Annotated in this window: 20 protein-coding genes; 11 read left to right on the top strand and 9 right to left on the bottom strand. The window is 45.8% G+C overall.

What is annotated here, in order from left to right; all coding sequences use genetic code 11:
• Positions 1-2: 2 nt before the first annotated feature.
• From ACFSKO_RS05155 to pdxR, 4 genes are all read right to left on the bottom strand, one after another.
• The gene (locus ACFSKO_RS05155; protein ID WP_380249090.1) at positions 3-962 is read right to left on the bottom strand and encodes a LysR family transcriptional regulator; all 960 of its coding nucleotides are present in this window, start codon (positions 960-962) and stop codon (positions 3-5) included.
• Positions 962-1,750, bottom strand: a complete 789-nt coding sequence (locus ACFSKO_RS05150; protein WP_380249088.1) for an HAD-IIB family hydrolase — start codon at positions 1,748-1,750, stop codon at positions 962-964. The genes ACFSKO_RS05155 and ACFSKO_RS05150 overlap by 1 nt, the downstream gene beginning before the upstream one ends.
• 256 nt (positions 1,751-2,006) lie before the next feature.
• Positions 2,007-2,141 (bottom strand): GFA family protein, encoded by a 135-nt coding sequence (locus ACFSKO_RS21065; RefSeq protein ID WP_465262309.1) that lies wholly within the window; start codon positions 2,139-2,141, stop codon positions 2,007-2,009.
• Positions 2,142-2,246: 105 nt separating this feature from the next.
• A complete protein-coding gene (gene pdxR / locus ACFSKO_RS05145; protein WP_380249086.1) occupies positions 2,247-3,782 on the bottom strand; it encodes a MocR-like pyridoxine biosynthesis transcription factor PdxR in 1,536 nt (511 codons plus the stop codon).
• Between the two features lie 266 nt (positions 3,783-4,048).
• Here pdxR and ACFSKO_RS05140 point away from each other — a divergent pair, with 266 nt between their 5' ends.
• Positions 4,049-4,969: a DMT family transporter gene (locus tag ACFSKO_RS05140; RefSeq protein ID WP_380249084.1), complete on the top strand. Its 921-nt coding sequence runs from the start codon at positions 4,049-4,051 to the stop codon at positions 4,967-4,969.
• A 30-nt stretch (positions 4,970-4,999) separates the two neighbouring features.
• On the opposite strand, the gene ACFSKO_RS05135 is transcribed toward ACFSKO_RS05140, so the two are convergent.
• Both ACFSKO_RS05135 and ACFSKO_RS21060 read right to left on the bottom strand, forming a co-directional pair.
• Complete coding sequence (locus tag ACFSKO_RS05135; RefSeq protein ID WP_380249082.1) at positions 5,000-5,278, bottom strand: chorismate mutase; 279 nt, start codon at positions 5,276-5,278, stop codon at positions 5,000-5,002.
• 67 nt (positions 5,279-5,345) lie between these two features.
• Positions 5,346-5,606: a DUF1674 domain-containing protein gene (locus ACFSKO_RS21060; RefSeq protein WP_417457201.1), complete on the bottom strand. Its 261-nt coding sequence runs from the start codon at positions 5,604-5,606 to the stop codon at positions 5,346-5,348.
• A gap of 217 nt (positions 5,607-5,823) precedes the next feature.
• Between ACFSKO_RS21060 and ACFSKO_RS05125 the strand changes: the two genes are divergently transcribed.
• Positions 5,824-7,203, top strand: coding sequence for an RsmB/NOP family class I SAM-dependent RNA methyltransferase (locus ACFSKO_RS05125; RefSeq protein WP_380249080.1), 1,380 nt, complete (start codon positions 5,824-5,826; stop codon positions 7,201-7,203).
• A 41-nt stretch (positions 7,204-7,244) separates the two neighbouring features.
• On the opposite strand, the gene ACFSKO_RS05120 is transcribed toward ACFSKO_RS05125, so the two are convergent.
• Positions 7,245-9,437, bottom strand: a complete 2,193-nt coding sequence (locus tag ACFSKO_RS05120) for a methyl-accepting chemotaxis protein (RefSeq protein ID WP_380249078.1) — start codon at positions 9,435-9,437, stop codon at positions 7,245-7,247.
• A gap of 287 nt (positions 9,438-9,724) precedes the next feature.
• Positions 9,725-10,183 (bottom strand): Lrp/AsnC family transcriptional regulator, encoded by a 459-nt coding sequence (locus ACFSKO_RS05115; RefSeq protein WP_380249076.1) that lies wholly within the window; start codon positions 10,181-10,183, stop codon positions 9,725-9,727.
• A gap of 124 nt (positions 10,184-10,307) precedes the next feature.
• On the opposite strand from ACFSKO_RS05115, the gene ACFSKO_RS05110 reads away from it, so the two are divergent.
• The 7 genes from ACFSKO_RS05110 to purH all read left to right on the top strand — a co-directional run bounded on the left by ACFSKO_RS05110 (position 10,308) and on the right by purH (position 20,172).
• Positions 10,308-11,495 (top strand): M20 aminoacylase family protein, encoded by a 1,188-nt coding sequence (locus tag ACFSKO_RS05110; protein ID WP_380249074.1) that lies wholly within the window; start codon positions 10,308-10,310, stop codon positions 11,493-11,495.
• Entirely contained in the window at positions 11,489-12,673 is a 1,185-nt protein-coding gene (locus ACFSKO_RS05105; protein WP_380249072.1) for a diaminopropionate ammonia-lyase, read from the top strand. The genes ACFSKO_RS05110 and ACFSKO_RS05105 overlap by 7 nt, the downstream gene beginning before the upstream one ends.
• A gap of 126 nt (positions 12,674-12,799) precedes the next feature.
• The gene (gene rpe / locus ACFSKO_RS05100; protein ID WP_380249070.1) at positions 12,800-13,462 is read left to right on the top strand and encodes a ribulose-phosphate 3-epimerase; all 663 of its coding nucleotides are present in this window, start codon (positions 12,800-12,802) and stop codon (positions 13,460-13,462) included.
• A 13-nt stretch (positions 13,463-13,475) separates the two neighbouring features.
• Positions 13,476-15,269, top strand: a complete 1,794-nt coding sequence (locus ACFSKO_RS05095; RefSeq protein WP_380249068.1) for a heparinase II/III family protein — start codon at positions 13,476-13,478, stop codon at positions 15,267-15,269.
• The gene (locus ACFSKO_RS05090) at positions 15,266-16,285 is read left to right on the top strand and encodes an MraY family glycosyltransferase (protein WP_380249066.1); all 1,020 of its coding nucleotides are present in this window, start codon (positions 15,266-15,268) and stop codon (positions 16,283-16,285) included. The genes ACFSKO_RS05095 and ACFSKO_RS05090 overlap by 4 nt, the downstream gene beginning before the upstream one ends.
• A gap of 141 nt (positions 16,286-16,426) precedes the next feature.
• On the top strand, positions 16,427-18,385 hold the full coding sequence (locus tag ACFSKO_RS05085) for a polysaccharide biosynthesis protein (RefSeq protein ID WP_380249064.1): 1,959 nt from the start codon (positions 16,427-16,429) through the stop codon (positions 18,383-18,385).
• A 212-nt stretch (positions 18,386-18,597) separates the two neighbouring features.
• Positions 18,598-20,172 (top strand): bifunctional phosphoribosylaminoimidazolecarboxamide formyltransferase/IMP cyclohydrolase, encoded by a 1,575-nt coding sequence (gene purH, locus ACFSKO_RS05080; RefSeq protein ID WP_380249062.1) that lies wholly within the window; start codon positions 18,598-18,600, stop codon positions 20,170-20,172.
• Positions 20,173-20,286: 114 nt separating this feature from the next.
• Here the strand turns inward: purH and ACFSKO_RS05075 are convergent, their stop codons facing one another.
• Complete coding sequence (locus ACFSKO_RS05075; protein ID WP_380249060.1) at positions 20,287-21,510, bottom strand: NAD(P)/FAD-dependent oxidoreductase; 1,224 nt, start codon at positions 21,508-21,510, stop codon at positions 20,287-20,289.
• 414 nt (positions 21,511-21,924) lie between these two features.
• Between ACFSKO_RS05075 and ACFSKO_RS05070 the strand changes: the two genes are divergently transcribed.
• Both ACFSKO_RS05070 and ACFSKO_RS05065 read left to right on the top strand, forming a co-directional pair.
• Positions 21,925-22,845: a LysR family transcriptional regulator gene (locus tag ACFSKO_RS05070; RefSeq protein WP_380249058.1), complete on the top strand. Its 921-nt coding sequence runs from the start codon at positions 21,925-21,927 to the stop codon at positions 22,843-22,845.
• A 155-nt stretch (positions 22,846-23,000) separates the two neighbouring features.
• A complete protein-coding gene (locus ACFSKO_RS05065; RefSeq protein WP_380249056.1) occupies positions 23,001-23,501 on the top strand; it encodes a hypothetical protein in 501 nt (166 codons plus the stop codon).
• Positions 23,502-24,048 lie beyond the last annotated feature (547 nt).

Below are 24,048 nucleotides of genomic sequence, written 5' to 3'. Positions count from 1 at the left end.
CATCACCCATCACCAACAAGAATCTCTTTAATAACCCAGGGCGCAAATTGAGAAATCTCGGGCAAACATCTTTGCTCCAAAATTTCTCGCGACTTCTCTCCAATCATTTTTTGAAGAGATTCGAGTTCGTGACGACGGGTCGCCAGCATAAGACTCCGCGAAAAAGCAGGCCCAGGTAAAGGTGCACAACGAATAGAAGGCAAGTGCGTTTTGGCTTGCAACAGACAAAGCGGTGTTGTGATCGCCCAACCAATCCCTACACCAACCATGGCAAGAGTCGCATCTGCCGTATCAAATTCAAATCGCCTGCGTGCTTCAAGCCCCAGACGGCGCAAATGTGTTTCAATATTAATTCCGGTGAGCGATCGTGAACTGTAACGCACCAACGGAAGATCCTCGATCAACTCTTCCAAACTATCAACCGGCTTTTCATAGCTGACAGGTAACGCAAGCACGAAAGGTTCCTGTAAAAGACGATGGGAGATGATGCGTTCATCTGCCGGAATCGAACCTTCCGTGATAACGACATCCACTTCACGCGTGAACAAGCGTTTGAAGTGAAGTTTCGTAAGGCCAGACCATACGGACCATTCCACCGCCTCATCCATCAATTCACGAACAAGGTGAGGTCCTACAGTGGTACCAAACGAATCAACCATCCCAACATTTAGCCGTGGCAGGGATCTTTGTTGATGGGCGCGAACTAAAAAAGAAGTTTCGCGCGCCGTATCAAGTAAGGATTTGGCCCGCTCAAAGAGCGTCCGGCCGACAGGCGTAAGCGCAGGTGGGCGCACAGACCGATCCATCAGCATTACATCCATCTTCTTCTCCAACCCGCCAACAGCCTGAGAAACTGCGGATTGAGTGATACCTTTTTTCTGTGAAGCCGCGGTCATGCCCCCAGCCTCAACAACCGTTACAAAGATATCCAGAGCACGAAGATCAAGGTCGAGGTGTGACATTACCCAAGCAACATATCTGCAAGTTCAACAAACCCTGCGCCGGATTTTTTATTTGTGACCCAAGTTGGCTCATGAGAGATTCGACCAACAAAATCTTGCACGTTCGCAACCCCCACAGAATTTGGAAAGCGGGCAAACATTGGTGCATCATTAGGAGAATCCCCCGAAAAAACGACCTGATCGAGGATCTCATCAAGCTCAAGCCCATATACTTCTCGAAAGAGAACTTCCGTCATGGAAAGTTTATCGTAGTCTCCAAACCAACCGTTGACGTGGATAGAACTCACCTTTGCTTTCGCCCCAGCATCTTCAAACAGGGTTACAATCTTATCGATATCTGCCTGAGATAAGGGGGCGACATCTTCGCAAAAATCTACAGCAAGATCAGCAACGCGATAATCCTGATCAGAAGCTATCCCCGAACCCGAAACAGCCTGAACAATTGAGTGTCGTAATTGCTCAATCTTCAACCGATCGGCTTGGCGTTCACTTTCGCTTTTCCAAAATCGACAAGTCATCTTTTTTTGAATCGGCTCATATCGGAAATAAAAAGCACCGTTTTCTCCAACGATCGCCTCGACAGGCCACATACGAACGATGTGATCACACCACCCTGCAGGACGCCCGGTAATAGGAATAACCTTCAATCCTGACTGGCTCAGGCGTTCAAGAGCAAGATAGCTTTCAGCCGTTAAACGGCCATCACTGGTGATTGTGTCGTCAATATCGGTCAGGACATAGCGAATATTTTTACGTGCTGCAGAAGGAAAATCGTTTAAAGGCTTCATTATTATTCCAATTCAGAGGGCCCGGCCTAGAACCTTAATACGGGTTGCTCATATACCTAGCTCCTGAAATCAAAAAAGAAAAGATCCTCACAAAAGTAAGATTTTAATAATCGGATATATCTTAAGTATCATAAATCAAAGTTGACAAAACTGTCGTGCTTCTAACACTGGAATTTATAGGTCACAATGCGTCAACCTACCTCTGAATGTTGATATGCCTCTAAAGAAATATTTTTTGCGCCCCCCCTAAACCAAATTAACAATACTCTTGGGATTCATTCCCCGTCACTCTTTGGCAAATTTTACAATGGCATACTGTAACACGAGAAGGGGTACACAGAACGCCATATCTGATTTCACCGCATAAACAGCCTCCTGCCGCAATTGACATTGATCATCTCCCTACTCGACATTATTTCAAAGACAATACCATAGCCTATATCAAACAGCGTTAAGGTCTGTTCCTAATCGGATTTAGCCAAATCATTTCGAGAATCTACTGCTTTGTGGCTCTATCAAAGACTTTTGCAAGTTTCATACACCCCTCTTCAATCTGTTCCCGATCACATGCACCAAACCCCATCAGCAAACCCTGTTGAGCTTGTTTTGGATCGCTATAAAATAGTGATAATGGGGATGCAGAGATTCCAACAGCATCAGCAAGCTCGACAATCCGACGATCAGTTACCCTCGCTTTGGCATAATCAGTTAAGTAAGCAATGATATGTAACCCGGCATCGTCAGGGGTAACTCTGAGATATTTAGAGAGAAATCGACAAATACACTCCACCAAAATTTGTTGCCTCACACCATAGATACGCCTCATACGGCGAATATGAGAAGAAAAATGCCCTTCTGCCATAAAGTCAGCCAAGGCAGGTTGCGCCAAAAGAGAGGACCTTTCATCCATCAGCGTACGCGCAGAAGAAACCGCCTCAATTAAGTCTTCCGGCACCACCAGGTAACCCAGACGGAGGACATGAAACAGCACTTTGGAAAATGATCCGAGATAAACGACTCTGGAGGGTTGTTTACTTCCTCTATGGCGCTCTGCTTCAAGCCCTTGTAACGATGTCAGAGGCTTTCCTGAGAAACGAAATTCACTTTCATAATCATCTTCGAGAATCCAGGCGTTGTTTTCTTCAGCCCAATCCAATAACTCCAAACGTCGACGTAAGGACATCACGGCCCCCAGAGGATATTGATGCGAAGGCGAAACCACTGCCATGCGTGCCTTTTCAGCCATGCGCCGACCTTCTGATACAGATAAGCCTTCTAAGTCCACAGGGACGGGCACCATTTTTACGCCTGCCGAATGTAACGGACCACGCAATCCAGGGTAGCCCGGCTCTTCAAACCAAGCGACATCTCCTGCATCCAATAAAAGCCGTGCCATCAAGTCAACAGCCTGTTGCGCACCAGAGGTAATCATCACCTGACGCCAGCTACAATCAAGCCCTCTTGAAGTTCTTAAATGATCAGCAATAGATTTGCGAAGAGGAATATAACCACAAGGGTCGGGATTGCGCAGAATATCCTGTTTTGGATACCGCCATGTTCTCGCCAAGGATCGTGCCCAAAGAGGAAAGGGGAAAGCAGTAACATCCGTCATTCCCGGCGCAAAGGTTGGCGCGTTTCGATGAACCCGCTTTTCCATTTCGGCCAACTCCCGACCACGTTTTGAAAAGCCTGGGCCTTTCTGCTGCTCCTTGTTGATTTCCTTTTTGTGAACATCTTTAGGAAAAGAACCCATATCATCTGGCAACTCTTTCGAGATATAGGTTCCAGAACCTGTCATGCCTTCTAAATACCCTTCGGCAAGGAGCTGATCAAATGCTCCAAGAACCGTGTTACGAGAACACTTGAGTTCTTTTGCCAAATACCTTGTCGACGGCAAACGTTCTCCGGGTTGGAGGCGGCCCTTGAGCACAAGGTCTCTGATCTGACCAAACAGTTGCCGTTGCAGAGGCTGAGCCTCGTGTCTGTTCAAGTCAATCTCGAGAAGAGGTGTATTTGTTGTTCGCGTAATCATGACCACCTTTAAATGGTACTTCGTAATAATAAGTTTTATTTATTTAGTAGTACCAATTATTCACTCTCAGACAATCAGTAAAAGCAACATACGAATCATCAATTACACCGAGGCAAATTGAACCCTAACAATATCTTTGCTGTATTTTGATCAGGTTCCTGTTATGAAAAATTAGGAGATGATCGCTTATTAAACCTTTGTCCCCTTAACTTACGAACACTCAAAGCTATAGATCATAACCCAGAACATAACTTGAGAAGTCAATAATGTCAGAGCAAAGCGAAGATACATCTAAATTACTCGCTCTTTTCGCACCAGGTGCCTTTGTTTTGCTTTGGAGTACAGGGTTCGTTTTTGCCAAGATGGCTTTACCTTACGCTGAGACCATGACGCTTCTAACCGTACGCTTCTTAATCGCCGTTGGTCTCTTACTGGTTATTTCAATAATTTGGCGCGCCAGATGGCCAAAGTCCATCCCTCAAACCCTTCATATCGCTGTTGCAGGAATTCTGTTACATGCAACATATCTCGGCGGAGTCTTTGCCGCCATTGAACGCGGCCTGGAAGCAGGCGTTGCAGCCCTTATTGTTGGTATTCAGCCTATATTAGTGGCTTTTGTTGCAGGAATTTTATTAAAAGAGCATGTCTCTATCCGACAATGGCTTGGTCTGATACTTGGTGTCAGCGGGGTTATTCTTGTTGTATGGTCAAAGTTACAAGACGGCCTTGGCACCAGTTTGGGCGTCGGGATTGCTGTAGTAGCTCTTTTAGGTATTTCCATCGGTACCATTTATCAAAAACGTTTCTGTGGCGAAATGGATTTACGGACCGGAGCGGTGATCCAATATACTGCCGCAGCTATTCCAACAGGGATTCTCGCCTATTTCACAGAAACTATGGTGATCAATTGGACAGGAGAAATGATCTTTGCGATGGCCTGGCTTGTTATTGTATTGTCTGTAGGCGCCATTAGCCTGCTTTATCTTCTTATTCGAAAAGGCGCTGCTTCCAAAGTTTCTAGTCTGTTTTTCCTTGTCCCACCAACTGCCGCAATTATGGCTTGGTATTTATATGATGAAACCTTCCATTCCATCGCGTTGCTCGGAATGGTCATGACAGTTATGGGCGTGGCTTTCGTAAATTTACGTCCGCTGAAACGCTTTGGACTGAGAACCCGACCGAGTTAAGAAAATAGACTAAACATTAATGCGGACTTATTATTTATTATCCATCAAGCGATCTTCCAGATCGCAGGCTTCATCTATAATAAGGGTATAAAGTTTACGGATAAATTCCCGATCCAAGCCTTTCTCTACTCCGGTATCTGCATTTCTCTCGCGGACTTCATCAACACGATCTTTTAATATGGCAGGAATACCGTGTTTGCTTTTAAGATCTGCAACTTCACGGATAACTTCGAAGCGTTGAGAGAAGAGTTCCATAATCTGATCATCAAGATCATCAATACGGCGACGATAAGGTGCGAGAAGCTCCATTACTTTACGTTACTCCGAAATCAGGTCAACAAAGTCGACACCGGAAACCAATACACTAACAGACAGCTTAGAAATCAACACATATGCCCTTCCGTTCCCAGTCGCCATAACGTGTTGGCTCTGGACCACCTGGACCGCCGATCTCTTTTTTCTTCTCTAAGCCTTCCATAAGCTCTTTTTCACGCTGAAGTCTTACTTCCATTGCGTTATCAAGATCTTGTGGCGTAACTTTCTTCCGCTTAACACCTGAAACCGCTTCACCCGGGGCAGGAAAGTGGTTTTTACGATTTTTCTGTTTCGGTGTATGCGTTGTAAAAGATCGAGTCATAATTATTGATATGGCATTTCCCCACCTTGATGCCAACCCTTGTCGGCAGAATTATCCTTGTAATTTTTCATCTTCAATTTGATCTACCAATGTTTCTATTAAAAACACCGTTTTCTCGATATTGCAGAACATTATTTTTGTATTTTTTATCGTCAAACATACCACCTACGCAAATTTTGCTATTTTCTCCATCCTCAGACGTGGTAAACCCTTCGCCATGACAGAAAATCGCACCAACTCAGATAAAGCTACACCCCGAAACACCAAATCTGGTAAAGGGTCTGGCAACCGTCGCCCAGCCAATCCACGAAAATTGGTTCTGGCACTTTTAAAAAACATCATGCGGGAGCAACAAACCCTTGATGAAGCCCTGAGCAATCATCAGGCTGATTTTGAAAGTATGGAGCGGCGGGATCGAGCTTTTGCCCGGTTGTTGATTTCAACGCTTATGCGCCGTCTGGGTCAAATCGATAAGGCGATTAATGCCTGTATGAAGCGCAAGCTTCCTTCTAAAATGGCCGACGTGCGCGATATCATTCGACTCGGAGCCGTGCAGCTTCTCTATCTCGACACACCTCCCCACGCAGCCGTCAGTACCAGTTTAGATTTAGCAAGTGGCCCCCGCATCAGCGGCAACAAGCCCTTGATGAACGCTGTGCTCCGCCGCCTTTCTCGCGAAGGTCAGGAAATGCTTGCAGCCATGGATGAAGGTTACGACAATCTGCCCCGATGGCTCTGGAACAAATGGGTCAGTACCTATGGCGAAGAAACTGCCCGTGCGATTGCTTTAAGCCATTTGGCAGAAGCACCCTTAGATATTACTGTTAAAGATAACCCCGCGGATTGGTCCCAGCGACTAGAAGGAACGATCACTTCTGGAAATTCCATCCGCCTATCTCCCGGTACTGGAGATCCTGTATTCCTTGAAGGTTATGATGAAGGTCAGTGGTGGGTACAGGACTTTGCTGCCAGCCTCCCTGCCCTCTTACTTGGTTCGGTTGTGGGTAAACGCGTTGGAGATATTTGTGCCGCCCCTGGCGGGAAAACAGCCGAATTGATCTCTGCAGGTGCCACAGTCACCGCCGTGGATTCTTCAAACAAACGCATGAAGCGTGTCCATGAAAATCTTGAACGCCTTCAGTTAAAGGCAGAAGTAATCACCGCAGATGCGCGGAGCTGGCAGCCAGAAGAAAAATTTGATGCCCTGTTGCTCGATGCGCCTTGTTCTGCAACCGGAACTCTCCGCAAACATCCCGAACTTGGTCGTATCAAACGTCCTGAAGATATCGAAGCCCTTGCCGATCTTCAGGCTGAGCTGCTTAATAACTGCGCTGATATGATTACCGTCGGCGGCACACTGGTCTACGCTACCTGCTCGCTGGAGCCAGAAGAAGGCCAACTGCAAATAGAGAAATTTTTGGCAAATAATGCTGATAAATTCGAACGTATCCCTGTACAAAGTAGTGAGCTCGGGGAAGCAGAATGGCTACCAGAACTGTTAACAAGCGATGGAGATCTTCGCTGTCTGCCGTGTCACAGACACGACGAAGGCGGCATGGACGGGTTTTACGCCTGCCGCCTTCGTAAACTTGCCTAACCTTTGATTTTCCTTAGCCCCGTTTATTTAGGGCCAACCGGTTAAGCTGCACGGATGCCTTGGATAAAGGCGTCTACACTCTTGCGCATCTCTTCGGCTTGAACAGCCAGATCATTAGACGCGGTTAAAACTTGCTGTGAAGAGTTTCCAGTTTGCGTTGACGCTTCACTTACCCCTTGCATATTCGAGGTAACTTCCGCAGTCCCCGCTGAAGCCTCTTGTACGTTACGAGAGATTTCCTGAGTGGCAGCCCCCTGCTCTTCAATCGCAGAAGAAATTGAAACGGAAATTTCGTTCATTGATTCGATGGTCTTACCAATCGCCTCAATTGCGTCAACAGCCGTCCGAGTCACACCTTGCATCTCACCAACTTGACCACTGATCTCCTCGGTGGCTTTTGCTGTTTGATTCGCAAGGTTTTTTACTTCACTCGCCACCACAGCAAATCCCTTACCAGCCTCCCCAGCACGGGCCGCTTCAATGGTTGCATTCAATGCAAGAAGATTTGTCTGCTCAGCAATATCTGAAATCAATCCGACAACTTCCCCAATCCGATTAGAAGCTTCTTCAAGGCCTTTGATTGTCGCTATATTGGCATCAGCTTTAGAAACCGCATCACTGGCAATCACGCTAGATTCACCAACCTGACGGTTGATTTCCTCAATGGAACAACTCAATTCTTCGGCTGCAGCTGCCACAGTTTGAACATTGACTGACGCCTCTTCTGCCGCCGCCGCCACGGTGTTTGACCGAACAGCTGTATCTTGGGCAACAGTTGACATCTCACTTGATGTATTTTTCATCTGAGATGCCGCGGCACCCACAAGTGACAGGATCTCATTACTATCTGTTTCAAACCGCGCTACCAAATCTTCTATCCGTTTGGTCCGCTCTTCACGTTGAGTAACCATTTCCATTTCTTTGGCCGCCATCTCGTCTTGCGCAATGGCATTCTCTTTAAAGGTTTGTAATGCAGAAGCAATATCACCAATTTCGTCTGTTAAGGTCAAACCAGAGATTTCAAATGTCTTATCACCTTCAGCCAACATCAGCATTTCAGAAGTAGATTTTTGCAAAGGCTTCACAATCGACCGTGCAAAATACCAACCCAACATTGCAACAAGAACCAACACACTCAGGCCAATAATAAGAATATAGATTGCAGCTTCAAAGGAAGGAGTTAAGACCTCTTCTTCGTCGATTTCTGCCATCAAGGCCCAACGTACACCCAAAAAATCAAGTGGTTGATAAGCTGATAGGACATTAATACCACGATAGTCTGGAACAACAGCAATACCTGCTTTTCCCTCAAGAGCCAGACGCACCGTTTCAGTTTTAACTTCGGTACTTAAAATTGTTGATTCTTTTGAAAACCGAGAATCACTCCGCATCAAATAATCTTTACCAACGATATAAGTCTCGCCAGTTTCACCCATACCGGTTTCTTGCTGTAATACGCCATTTATTCTATCAATCGGCATTTGGAAAATAAGAACGCCTAAAAAACCATTATCAGAAACAATAGGCGTAGACATGAAGCTTGCGGGTGCACCAGAACTTGGTGAATAAGGAGCGAAATCAACAAAGCTCAAGCTACCTGCTTTTTTTGTAGCGAGAGCCGCTTTGAAGGCTTCTGCAAGGCCGGTATCCTTATACTTACCGTTAATCAGGTTGGTCGCATAATCCAGCTCTTTAAACACGGTATAGACAACATTGCCTTCTGCATCGACCAAAAATATATCGTAATAACCACGCGCAAGCAGCATTTGACGGAACCAAGGATGAAAGCGTCGATGCTCTGTGTGATAGACATCCTCAGTCGCAGGTCCGTTATAAAGGTGTTTTTCACCTATTTTTTCGGGGCTCCCTTGCGGGTTCGTTCCTTCCGCAGTTTTGTCATTTATATAAATTCCATGTAGAGATTTTAGTGGATCCTTATGTAATCGTTTCTCATCTTGAAATCCAAGAGTGAGATTTAACATCCCATTCTGTACATATCCATTTGCAGCTGAAACCACTAAATCTTCTTCAATAGATTTTAAATAGCTATTCAACGAAGTTTGTCGGGATCCAGCCAAAGCTAATAGTTTTTGCTCTTCGAGATGCATTAAACTTGCCGATGTATTTATAACACTAAACACACCTACAGAAACGACAGATAAGGCTGAAATTATAACGAATAGAATGGGAAGTTTTTTTGATATTCTCATACCAAATATCTTTGAAATACTCATAACTCTATGAATCCTCCTATTGCCCCTTAAATCTAGATAACTTTATTTTTTATAAGTTCGGGTGCTATCCAGATAATTATCGATCTGCATACTATGATATGCACAAATTCTTAAAAAGAACTTAAAGATTTTTAGGGCAATTAATCACAAAACCCCAACAACTACGATTAACATATTGAAAACATTATATAATTAATATATTTATTAAATCAGTAAATGTGTAGCATTAAAAAATCATTATGTATTTTATAGAGTATACATTAAAAATTCATTCTACATCTTAAAATTCAACCATGTATAGGAATCTTTAACCCCACTTTTACTTGGTCCATTACAATATTGGTTTTAAACTTACTAATTTCAGAATTTCCAAAAAAATACTCTCTCGTAAATTTCTCATAATGCTGAATATCTCTTACGAGCAATATAATAATAAAATCGGCTTCGCCTGTTGTGTAATAACATTGCTGCACCTCTTCTGCCTGTCGCATCCTACGTTTAAATGCATCAAGAACGTTCAAGTTTTCGCGCTCCAGACTCACTTCTGTAATTACCGTCATGGGATGGCCTAGTTTCCTAGGGTCGAGTAACGCGACTTCAGCACGAATAACTCCACTGTCTCTCAAGCGCTTCAAACGCTTTTGAACTGCTGCCGGTGAAAGTCCTACGCCTTCGCTAATACGCTCGGCTGTCATACGGCTATCAGTTTGAACCTGTGCTAAAATTTTATAATCAAATGTATCCATAACGATCTCAATCAGAACAGTTTATTGAAATTGAACCTAATTTTATCTGAAAGATAACAATATTCAATTATTTTCAGACAATACTTATGATACTCTTCCAACATATAAAATAAAGGTTCTGATTATGGCTATTGTTATCCCACGAGCTCTTAGCGCTCTAAAAAGTAAAATGACCGATATCCGTCAGGATCTTCACCGCCATCCTGAACTTGGATTTGACGAACAGAGAACCGCTAAGATCGTAGCCTCAGAACTTCGATCCTATGGCTTGGAGGTTTATGAAAAAATTGGCGTCACCGGGGTCGTGGGTATTCTCAAAAGTGGTGACAGTAATCGAGCTATTGGTTTGCGGGCAGACATGGACGCACTTCCCATACAAGAAACCAGCCCCCACGACTATCCATCTCAAAATAACGGTGTGATGCATGCCTGTGGCCATGATGGCCATACCGCTATGCTCCTTGGTGCCGCATGCTATCTGTCAAATAATCTCAATTTTGAGGGCACAGTCGTCTTTATTTTCCAACCCAGTGAAGAGAATGGCCTCGGTGCAAAGGCAATGCTTAAAGATGATCTTTTCACAAAATTTCCCATCGATGAGATATACGGCATGCACAACCTTCCTGGGGCACCCAGAAACAGTTTCTCAACCCGAGAAGGAACGATTTGTTCTAGCGAGAGTCTCTTTGAAATTAATATTCAGGCACGTGGCGGGCACTCAGCAATGCCACAAAAAGGGGTCGATGCAATCCTTGTTGGTTCAGAAATCGTTCAGGCCCTGCAACACATTGTTGCCCGTAAATTAGATCCTAGCAGCGGTTGTGTCGTCTCAGTTACAGAATTCACAACAGATGGACGGCGTAACGTTCTTCCGGGTAATGCCTTACTTAAAGGCGACGTGAGAGCACGCACACCCGAAGACCGCACACAAATAAAATCTTTGATGCAACGTATCCTTGATGGCATTGCACACTCACACGAAGTGGAGATCCATTTTTCCTTTCAAACCGAGTTTATCGAAACCATAAATTCACCAGAACAAACCGCGGCATCAATCACGGTAGCAAAGGGCCTTTCTGATCAAGTTGACGGCAACAGATCACCCATGTCCTTTTCAGAAGATTTTGCACTATTTTCCCAGGCCAAACCTGGTTGTTTTATATTAATCGGCAATGGCACTGAAGGCTTAAACGGCAAGCCTCTTCACGCATCAGATTATGATTTTAACGATGAAATACTAACAACCGGGGCATCTTATTGGGCGTCTCTGGTATCCGAACGCCTTCCCAAGCAGGACATAATAAAATGTTAAGAGCTTTTGAATCTACCGAACTAGTACATATTCCCTACCAGCGACACAGCGGGACCGCCAAAGAAGACATTATCACACGCGAGTCTTTTGCATCAGCGATCGCAGAAATAACCGCTTGGGACGGCTATGCAGCAACACCGCTACATCATTTAAAGGCTCTCGCGACAAAACTCAATCTAGGGGACATCCTCTACAAGGACGAGGGACCGCGGTTTGGATTGGGGTCATTTAAAGCTCTCGGCGGTGCTTATGCAGCCGCCAAAGTTCTCCAACACGAACTATCAAGGAAAATCGGTAACCAAGTTGACTTAGCTGATATTCGAAACGGCCGCTATGTATCACTGGCCAAAGAAATTACCCTCGTGTCTGCCACCGATGGCAATCATGGACGTTCCCTGGCTTGGGGCGCACAGAGATTTGGAGCTGCTTGTAATATTTACATCCACGAAGCCGTTAGTGAAGGACGTGCAGAAGCAATGCGTCATCTTGGTGCAAATGTTATCCGTATTGATGGCGATTACGATGCCTCTGTTCACTTGGCACGAAAAGAGGCTGAAATAAACGGTTGGTTTGTTGTCTCGGATACCTCGTGGGAAGGTTATAGAGACCCTCCCTTAGATGTTATGGCCGGGTACGGCGTCATGACCGACGAAATCGCCCAACAGATGGAATCGCCTCCAACCCATGTCTTTCTTCAAGGTGGGGTCGGCGGTCTGGCTGCCTCCGTTTGTTCTGCACTGCGCCAACATTGGGGACAAGTTGCCCCACGTGTCATTATTGTCGAACCGAATCATGCCGCCTGTCTGTTTGAAAGCGCTCAAAGCGACGAAATGAAATCTGTACATATTTTTGAAGAAACAATAATGGCTGGATTATCATGCGGTGAACCCTCTCCAATTGCTTGGGAAATCTTACGGGAAGAAACTTCTGATTTTATCAAAATTTCAGATGATATTGTTGCACCAGCAATGCGATTATTGGCGAAACCGCTTGGTAACGACCCCTCAATTGAAGGTGGAGAGTCCGCTGTTGCTGGTCTTGCCGCGGCTTTGGTAATCGCTATAAACCCCAAACTAAGAAACTATTTTGACTTTGACGAAACTTCCAAAATACTTCTAATAGGTTCAGAAAGTGCAACAGATAGGGCTCTTTACGAGCAAGTTATGACACAGAATTAAGGCCCTTCAACCTCTTGTCTTTATCCGGCAAAACCTTGCGAAGAAGAGTCTATACTGGTACGAAAGTTATTCTTATTCCTACTGGTAATAGGGCTCTTTGCCCCAGAACAAGAACGAACCGGATAAATGCAAAAGAAAACGCGTATCGCCCCCTCTATACTCGCCGCCGATTTTTCACAATTGGGCTTGGAAATCCAGCGCCTTGATCAAGCCGGGGCAGATTACATCCATGTGGATATAATGGACGGGCATTTTGTACCCAACATTTCTTTTGGGCCTTCAATTACCAAAGCTGTTCGCCCTGCTACGGCAAAACCCTTTGATGTCCACCTCATGATCTCTCCTGTCGATCTTTACATCGAAGCTTTTGTTGATGCAGGGGCTGACATTATTACCATCCACCCTGAAGCCGGCCCCCACTTTCACAGGACAATACAATTGATCAAGTCTCTGGGGGTGAAAGCCGGACTTGCGCTTAACCCTGGAACTCCGGTTGATATTGTGGATCATGTAATTGAAGACCTTGATCTTCTACTGGTCATGTCAGTTAACCCTGGTTTTGGCGGTCAGTCCTTCATTCCAGATTCTTTAAACAAAATAGCATCATTACGTAAAAAAATTGATGCAACAGGCCGAGATATCGACCTTCAAGTTGATGGTGGCATTAACTTTGAAACGGCACCAAAAGCAATTTCTGCAGGAGCTGACGTCCTAGTTGCAGGTACCGCAACTTTTAAAGGTGGACCTGAAAACTATGCCGACAACATTAAAAGAATGAAGGGTCTGTAAGAGCGTATAACGCATGGAAGGGCGAAGCCAAACCCACTCAACAGATACAAATAAAACGGTAGGTCGCTGGCTACGCGGTAAAACCAGTTTGCCTGAACGCTTGGCCTCATTTTTCAGGCTACCCTTACACACTGCCCTGGAGAGGTTAAGCTTTAAACTCAAATACCCTCTCTATTCCAGTCCGCTCTATAGATGGTTATTACAAGGGAAATCCGTCCCAAACTTGAATTACACGCCCACTGACCCTTGGCTTGGGGATCCAGCCAAGGGGCGTGACATTTTGAACGGGAAAATAGAACTCGCTGGGCAAACCATAACGAACCCCGCCCCTCTTTGGGCACCTCTCGGCGCGCAATCAGACTGGCTTAAGGAATATCATTCTTTTAGCTGGCTTCGCTCTTTACGTTCCTCGGCAGGCGACCACGCACGTCGAACAGCAAGAGAAATGGTAAAGCGATGGATTGAAGATAACAGCAGATGGCGGGCAATGTCTTGGGAACCAGCCACTACGGGCTGCCGTCTCTCTAATTGGCTTGGACACTATGAGTTTATAGGTAGCTCAGCCGATATAGACACCCGACAAAGTTTACACGACAGCCTCGCACAACAGGCACGGTATCTCTCCCACTGTTTACCCGCAGGCCTAGCTGGCGTTAACTTGATTAGAGCAATCAAAGGTTTGCTTTACGCGGGAGTCTGTCTTCCTGAAGGAAAAGAATGGCTCAACCACGCGCTGAATCTCCTATCTAAGGAATTATCGCAACAGATCCTACCTGATGGCGGCCATATCCAACGCAGTCCGCACATACATCTCGAAGTTCTCCGTCATCTTATTGATATCCGCGCCACCCTTCATGCAGGCGGTGAAGCCGTACCCGGCTCCATCATCTCGGCAATAGAATCAATGTCACCCGTATTAAGGCTTTTCCTCCATGCTGATGGTGGACTCTGCCTGTTCAATGATTCAAACGAAGATCATGGCTGGCAAATTGATATGGTCTTGCAAAGAGCCGAAGGCCGCAAACAACCGCTAATGTCCGCACCTCAAAGTGGCTTTCAACGCGTACAATCGGGACGGATACTCTTGATCGTGGACGCTGGTGCGCCTCCACCACCTGGATATGACCTCACAGCTCACGCGGGTACACTCAGTTTTGAAATGTCTATTGGTAGAGAACGTCTTATTAGCAATTGTGGTGTTCAGCGCCATCATCCCCAATGGCAATGGGTACCAAGAGCCACAGCGGCACACTCCACAGCAACCTTGGCAGAGACTAATTCGGCACATTTAACCCCTTTTGGCGGGCTCGCAAAACGACCACAAAATGTCACTTGTCGTCGAGACGAAGATGGTGGTGAAATATCATTGGATATGAGCCATGATGGTTATACTGAAAGATTTGGTATTACTCACCAAAGGCATCTCACAGCTCTCGCCAAAGGCGCCGGTATAGAAGGCTGTGATCAGTTTGCACTAAATGCCATTGGAAACCACAATTCGCGCCAAGAATTTGCCATCCGTTTTCATCTTCATTCAGACGTGCAAGCCTCGACAAATAAGGATGGAGAAGCGGTGTTATTACGTCTTCAAAAAGGCGGTGGGTGGCAATTCACCTGCACAGATGCTCATGTTGCTCTCGAACCTAGTGTTTACCTTGGTAAGGCGGGTGAAATCCGGCGTTGCCAACAAATAGTGCTTTCTGGCATTACTTTAAGCAAAGACACCGTAATTAATTGGTCGTTGTTAAGAGTCACGGCAAAAAAACCACCCGCCAAGAATAATCAAACCAATCTATGGGACCTATGACAGAATTCATTCATCTCTTAACAATATTTTCCATATTTGGTTTATCTTCTTGTATTGCAACAGCCCTGTTACGCAAAATTTTGATACAAAAAGGTGTCTTAGATACCCCCAATGCACGAAGCAGCCACACGATCCCCACCCCAAGGGGAGGCGGAATTGCCTTGATGGCAGTACTACTCTTGGGATGGCTTGGCTACGGGCTCTCTTCAGCAACGTCAATTCCCGGGTTATGGCAAATTATGGCCGGAAGCTTGGGCCTTATGGCGATATCCTGGCTCGATGATCTTAAGAACCTCTCAGCTAAAGTTCGATTGATCGTTCAGTTTGTAGCTGTTGTTATCGGCTTTTGGGGACTGAGCCAAGGCGGGCTCACAATTAAGCTCTTTCCAGAATTTATCCCTCAAACTGTGGATCTTATAATTTTGGGCATGGCATGGGTCTGGTTTATCAACCTCTATAACTTTATGGATGGTATCGACGGTATCACCGGGATTGAAACAGCATCGATTACCGTTGGCCTCATAGCCCTTGCTTTGCTTCTATCTTGGCCTCAGGAATATTATTATTTACCCTTAATTGTTCTCGCAACTACACTCGGGTTTTTAATATGGAATTGGGAGCCTTCCTCGATTTTTCTCGGCGATGTTGGCTCGGTTCCTCTTGGTTATATTCTTGGTTGGTTCTTTCTGTTGCTGATTACAAAAGGATTGTGGGCTGCAGCCTTTATATTGCCGCTCTATTATCTTTGCGATGCCACATGGACGTTGGTCAAACGGGCATTAAGAAGAGAGAGAATCTGGCAGGCTCATAAAGAACATTACTATCAAAAAGCCGTTCGAAATGGCGCAAGCCACAAAAAAGTGGCTCTTATTATCTTGGCCTGTAATCTTTGCCTCATTTGTATAACGATCCTGTTCAGCCAAACTTATCCGTGGTCAAGTCTTGGATCCAGTCTGATAATTGTGGCATCCACAATGGCGGTACTGTCTCAGAAAAAAAACGTAAAACACCCATAAAACCAACACCACTTAATAGAAATCCTTTCTGGTAAATATCAATTTTACCTCCTATTGTGCCCTAGTTGCGCTCAAACATTTTATTGCGCGAACGCATATACCCAATAATTTTGACAAGACGTACCTAAGGAAATGACACGCATGAGGTTTTTGGTTAAGTCCAGCACCAAATCAATGATCGCCTTTGCCCATGATTTAATTATGGTTGCGGCCTCTTTTGCGTTTTCCCTTGCTCTTAGAATGGACGTAACTGAAACAGTCCATCTTCCAGCAGGAAGCCTACTGCCGGCTTGGGGGTTGTTTATAGTCATTGGTGCCCTGACTTTTTGGATGCTTGGATTCTACAAAGGTATTTGGCGCTACGCCTCGATGAACGATTTGTTAAACATTATCAAAGCTTCCACCTTGATAATGTTATTGTTTTTACCCGTATTGTTTTTTTGGAACAGGCTTGAAGACGTTCCCCGTAGTTCCTTAATCATCAACTGGTTTGTCTTGATTTTCCTGCTCGGTGGCCCTCGGATGATTTACCGTATCTGGAAGGATCAAGGCCTTCGGCGATTGATGGAAAAAAACAGTCATCTACGGGTACCTGTTTTTCTCATAGGGTTTGATGATATTGCTGAAGCCTTTCTACGGCACATCTCCAGGGACCCAGAAAATGCATATGAAATTGTTGGCATATTAGATCCAAGCGGAGTGGAAACAGGGCGGCGCATTCACGATGTCCCTGTTATGGGTCCTTTAGATAAACTCGAAGATGCTCTAAAAACAACCTCTTCTGACAATAGAGCACCACAACGCATTATTATCTCTAAGGTTATTGACCGCGATAGTATGCAATTGATCAATCAGGTTGCTGAGAAGAACGGCCTTAGCATTGAGCGTTTACCCAACCCTACTGAATTCAAAAGTAGTGAAGGTAACGAGATTGAAGTAAAGCCTATTGCAATCGAAGATCTGCTTGGCCGGCAACAAGCAAAGCTGGATCGCCCGGCAATGAAAAAACTTATCACCAATCGCAAAGTCATCATCACTGGGTGTGGCGGATCAATCGGATCAGAGCTTGCACGTCAAATTGCATCTTTTGGACCTACCCATCTTGTCCTTTTGGATAGTTCCGAATTCAATCTCTATTCCATTGATTTAGAGATCAGCGAAAACTATCCCGATTTAAAACGTGATGCAGTTCTCGGTGATGTAAAAGATCGAGCTCGCCTCAATCAAGTTTTTGAGCGCTACAAACCCGAACTTGTCTTTCACGCTGCCGCGCTTAAACATGTTCCTTTGGTCGAAGCGAACCCTGTTGAAGGAGTTCACACCAATACAATCGGCACCAAAAATACGGCCGATGCCTGCCGAAAAGTTGGCGTCAGAACCATGGTGCTTATTTCCACGGACAAAGCTATCAACCCACCCAACATCATGGGTGCGACCAAACGATTAGCCGAAAGTTATTGTCAGGCCTTAGATCTTTTGGGCAAAGCTGAAAACAGTACACGGTTTGTAACCGTACGCTTTGGAAACGTTCTCGGATCAACAGGATCTGTTGTCCCGCTCTTCCAACGCCAGCTTAAAGCGGGTGGCCCCTTAACAGTCACACATCCAGACATTACGCGCTATTTTATGACGATCAAAGAGGCTGTAGAACTGGTCTTACAAACCATGACCCTCGGAGCCGAAATGGCAAGTGACGATGCCGGAAAAATATACGTTCTTGATATGGGAGATCCCGTCAAGATCGTTGATTTAGCGCGGCAAGTTATCAGATTGGGCGGCTTTGAACCCGACAAAGACATAAAAATAAAATACACTGGTCTACGGCCCGGAGAAAAACTCTACGAAGAGCTTTTCCACGAGACAGAACCTATGGTTCCCACTCACCACAATAGCCTAAAATTAGCAGCACCGAGAATTACAAATCTTGAATTTCTGTCCCAGAATTTAGATCATTTGGCGAACCTAATTAACGAGAGAAACCGTAAAGAGGTGATTCAATTACTGCGTCAACTCGTACCTGAGTATAATGGACATCAAGGAACAGTTGAAGAAACACAACTGATTGAACAGAAACAAAAAATCAACAGTGTATCCTCTTAAAAGACGAAACCGGATGTTTTCAATCTACGACAAGATTTTAAAAATGGCGTACCCTCTCATTGCATCCACTGGTTCTTCGGGCTATTAGTGGCCCCGCCTAATAAATTTTCGGCCAACCAGGGCTTTATTTGATCCCAAAACTTGATCAAAATCGTCCTTATCTTCCCGCCCCGGTGGGCACCTGGGGTGGATGACAGCTGCAAGGAACTGCTATGTCTAACGCCATCCGTCGTGCGCTCGTTTCCGTATCCGATAAATCGGGTCTTGTTGAATTTGGTAAATTTCTCACCGCTCAAGGCATCGAAATTCTCTCCACTGGTGGCTCGGCTCGCGCCTTGAGCGACGCTGGTGTTCCCGTTATAGAAGTATCCGCTCATACAGGTTTTCCAGAAATCATGGACGGCCGAGTAAAAACCCTTCACCCAAAGATCCATGGCGGTATTTTGGCCAGACGGGATCTCAAGACTCACACCGATGCGATGGAAGAGCACGATATCGCACCTATTGATTTGGTTGTGGTCAATCTTTACCCTTTCGAAGCAACCGTAACTTCTGGTGCTGATTATGAAACCTGTGTTGAGAACATAGACATTGGTGGACCTGGGATGGTTCGGGCGGCGGCGAAGAACCATGGTTTTGTGACCATTGTTACTGATCCTGCGGATTACGCACTGATTGAAGAAGAGATGAAAGCCAACGCTGGCGCTACGTCTTTGGGGCTTCGTCGGAAATTGGCCGCGACGGCTTATAGCCATACGGCGCGGTATGATTCCATGATCTCTAACTGGCTCCAAGGGGAATGTGGGGTAGACTTTCCCCGCGAAACGACACTTGGTGGTAGACACAAGCAATCCCTGCGCTATGGCGAAAACCCGCATCAGGTGGCCGCCGTTTACAGCTCCATCGATGCCCGCCCCGGCGTCGTGACCGCAGAGCAGCTTCAAGGTAAAGAGCTGAGCTACAACAACTTAAACGACACGGATGCTGCTTTTGAGCTGGTCTCAGAGTTTGAAGCCCCGACCATCGCGATCATCAAGCACGCCAACCCTTGCGGCGTCGCAACGGGTGATAATCTCAGCGAAGCTTACAAGGCGGCCCTTGCTTGCGATCCCACCAGTGCTTTTGGCGGTATCATTGCCACCAACACCACAATGGACGCCGCAACGGCCCATCTGGTGGCGGATCTGTTTGCCGAAGTGATCATTGCGCCGTCTATTGATGACGAAGCACGCGCCATTTTTGCGACAAAGAAAAACCTGCGTGTCCTCGTAACAGGTGAAATGCCAAACCCCGCCGATACGGGCATCGCAATGAAAACCATCTCTGGCGGCTTTCTGCTTCAAGGCCGAGACAACGGCCGCATTACGGCTAAAGACCTCAAGATCGTGACCAAACGCGCGCCAACCGATCAGGAAGTTGCTGACATGCTCTTTGCCTTCCGCGTTGGTAAGCATGTGAAATCAAATGCCATTGTTTATGCCAAAAACGGCGCAATCGTCGGTATTGGTGCGGGTCAGATGAGCCGGGTTGATTCTTCGAGGATCGCCGCATGGAAAAGCAAAGAAGCCGCAGATACCGCTGGTCAGGCTCAAGCTGGAACCATTGGCTCTGTCGTCTCTTCCGATGCCTTCTTCCCTTTCGCTGATGGCTTGCTTGCTGCGGCGGATGCCGGAGCGACTGCGGTTATTCAGCCCGGTGGTTCCATGCGAGATGCTGATGTTATCGCGGCTGCTGATGAAGCTGGCCTTGCCATGGTCTTTACCGGAATGCGTCACTTCCGCCACTAAGGACGTATAGGATCTCAAAACTCAAGGTCCGACTTCAACAAGCGAGATAGAGCCTCAGCACTCTGGCCCAATACTCTGGAAAGGCTGCCGATTTGGCAGCCTTTCTTTGTTCTGTTAAGCCGCTTTGTCTTCTTCCTCAAAAGCAACAAATGCAAATATCTCCTCTCGGGTCGCAGCTTCTGAGGGCGGATAGATCCATTGCGTATTAATCATCTGTTTCATTGCTTTGCCCTCTGCACCCGTCTTATCCGCAACACGGTCCCAACCCGTGGTAAACAAGGCCCCCCAATCGCCGAGATCCAAGCAGGTCGCGTAAAATGCTTGCTCATAAACTTTTGTCGCTTTGTCACAAAGAACACGAACGGCGTTATACCCCGCGTAACGGCCAAGTTGAATGGCATGCTGGCAAGATAGCAATGTCTTGTGGCGCGTATCCGTGTATGCCGAGGCCACATCCCCAGCAGCAAAAGCCCCCTCAAAGCCCGGAATTAACAAATCTGGACTAACCTCAAGCCGCCCGTGAAAATCCAGATCCTCGCCAAAGGCCTTCGCTAACGAACTGGCCACCAGCCCTGTTGCCAAGACCACGGTTTGGGTGGGGATGACCTCGCCGTCGCTCAAGATCACACGATCTTCTTTAAGCTCCGATATACTGGCATCCATGCGGAGTTCGATATCATGGAGGCGCAGCGCTTCGTCAATATAGGGCTTCGGGTTCACGCCGAGCTCTTGTCCTGCAAGTTCACAACGATCCACCAACACAATCCGAAACTGTTTGTCTGATGCTTTTTTCAAACGACTGCGTAGCTCTGTCGCCAATTCAAGCCCGGTAAAACCAGCCCCGACAACCACTAGGGTATTGGAAATCGACGCACGACTGGCTGCAATCCGTTCCAACTGGTTGTCCAGTGCGGTTGCATCTTCAAAGGTATCAGCTGAAAAGCTATATTGTTCCACACCCGAAACCGGTAGTTTTTTAAGCTGACTGCCCGTGGCCAGAATGACACTATCGTAACGCAGTATTTCCCCGCTGCTTTCCGACCCCCTCCTATTATCCGATAGAGAGATTTCTTTCGCCACAGGATCTATGGCCTCTACAGATGCCTGAACAAACGTGACACCCATACGATCAAGCAAGGGCTTGAGTAAAACCCGTTTATCGTCACCTGACCCCTCATAAAGACGGGGACGAATAACCAAATAGGCATCACGAGAAACCAAGGTAATCTTGATCTCTTGATTATCACCAGAAACTGCCGCCTTTGCGCGTTCTCCAGCCGCAGACATCGCCGCCCAAAGGCCCGCAAACCCGCCGCCCAGGATTATAAGATGTTTCATTATAAGTTTGGTCCTTTTACATCGTTCAAACGCCACTGAGGCTTACCTCGCATAAGCTCGGGCGTGTGGTCACACTTGCCAAATTGAGGGTTCAATTTGGTACTAATCGTTCAAACGCCACTGAGGCTTACCTCGCATAAGCTCGGGCGTACCCTCCATCCCCTTGGCACTCTTGCCAAATTGAGGGTTCAATTTGGTACTAATCGTTCAAACGCCACTGAGGCTTACCTCGCATAAGCTCGGGCGTCCCCTGCATCCCCTTGGCACACTTGCCAAATTGAGGGAATCAATTCGGATGATTGGTTCCGTTTAATTGTAGCTATGAAATCATATGCATTTATGAGATAAAAGTTGCCTCTTTGCCTTTTAAATTTGCGAGAATGCAACTATGATTTTCTGGAATGGTTTCCTGGCATGATTTCCTGGAATGACTATCGTTATGTGCTGGCGATATCCCGCGCGGGTAATATCCCGAGTGCTGCAAGTCAGCTCGCGGTCAACACCTCTACCGTTTTTCGGCGTCTGGAAAAAATTGAAGAACTCTATGCCATAAAGCTATTTGAGCGGCATCGTCAGGGGTATATTGCCACAGAAGCAGGACAAGAAATCATCGCCGCAGCAGAACGGATGGAACAGGAAGCTTTCACGGTTGATCGCGCTCTTACAGGTAAGGATCAACAACTTACGGGGCGCTTACGGATCACCACAACAGAAACACTCGCCGCCTCATTTCTCAGTCGACACATTCCCTCTTTTTCTCAAGAAAATCCCGGGCTTTACGTGGAAATTATCAGTGACAACCAACGCCTGAGCTTAACCGAGCGGGAAGCTGATATCGCCCTGCGTCCGACCCGCCCCAAGGAAGAAACCCTGATTGGTCGGAAGATCGGCACTTTAAATTGGGGCATTTACGGTTCCCGCCTTTGCTATGACAACAAAAGCTTTCGCACTGCAAAGGATCTCACAGGGCATCGTTTTATCGCCTGGGGTGGCGGGCCTCTTGCCCAGCAAACAACAGACTGGATCAAACGCAATATTCCAGACGCCAGAATTGTTTACGAAAGCAGCAGCATGATCACCAATGCCCAACTGGCTGCCAACGGGTCTGACCTGACCCTCTTGCCCTGTTTGACAGGAAGCCGTTGGCAAGGGTTAACACCCCTCCTCCGCCCTCTGGAAGGCACAGAGGGCGAACTTTGGCTGGTTACCCATAAAGATTTGCAAAAAAATGCACGTGTACGTGCCCTTCTCGATTACCTCGTAAAAGCGGCAAAGGAAGACGGCCCTCTGTTTGAGGGCAAAGATCAGGAAAAGGACTGTACAAGAGACAACTAAAATAACATCATAAGTTGTGTTTAAATATCAGGTCAGTGTCATACGGAAGCTTCCCTAGTCGGAAAACTTACTTCTCGGAAGAGGTCTGCTTCCAACCCAAAGCGGACTACCAGATTAATGCGAATTAAATATATAAGCTATGTTACAGGGAAACTATGCGTAACCTTATAAATGTTCATAAAGCCCGGCAGAAATCATTAGAATCACAGTTTCCGGATTTACTATTGCTCGCTTGTGTAGAACCTGCGGAAGATTATGAATATCTTGCTGTGTCCATTTTTGACCGTTGGTTAGGAGAAGAATTATCTTTGAAACTTCTACATAACGTTGAGGAAAAAGAACAAAAGCGTAGGGATGAAATGTTAGATCAATTTAACGAAATTCTTATTGCCAATACTGAAATATTAACATTTCGCTTTAATACCCGTAAAAGTAAGCCACAATTTAAGGCATTTACTTCTGAACAATCAAAGCATGAGTATTTAAGGCATACTGATTCCCCTATGTATATGGTCGTTTTACCCGAAATAAATGCAGTGTATTTTGAAGGCTGGGATGACACTAATGTATTTTACTTACGAGAGCATTCCACAAAGAAAAAAATACAAAACTGGGCTAATGAAGTTGGCTTACATTGCCTTAAATCTAGAAAATAACTTTGGGAACAGCCGCTTCTGGCACTAAACGGATAAAACCATAATCGGGTCTAACACAACGGAGCCCTCTAACCATGGATGCCAGGGCAATTACTCATAGGGAATTGGAAGTAATGATCCGAGAGCATGATGTTGCCAAGGTTGAGTGGATAGAACCTGTAGCCAGTAATTATTATCAATCGCTTTGTTTGGTGAGGAGGTATGTTCCACATTAACGTTAAGTTATTAAGTAGTGTAGATTTGTAGCTGTAGTAATGTTGTGTAAATTTTTCTTATCAGAAAGTAAATGTGATGATAGGATTATTTAAGTTAAGGTGTATCTATGTTTAAGGAAGCTATAGTTGCCGTATTGTTTGTTGTTATGTTGTGTGTGATTCTTAATTGTTTTCGCTATGTGTACATGTATTTTTCTGCTCGAAGTAGAGGTAATGTAAATAAGTATAAATATTTATGGAATTTTGTTTTTTATATGATGTTAGGTCAAATGTTATTTGTTGCTTTAATTTTTGTTAATGATTTACTTTGAGGATATCAATATGGGCCGAAT

The sequence above is a fragment of the Kiloniella antarctica genome, from assembly GCF_042682825.1.
Classification (GTDB): Bacteria; Pseudomonadota; Alphaproteobacteria; order Kiloniellales; family Kiloniellaceae; genus Kiloniella; species Kiloniella antarctica.
Note: the sequence above shows the minus strand (reverse complement) of the source record. Positions and strands in the feature narration are given on the sequence as shown.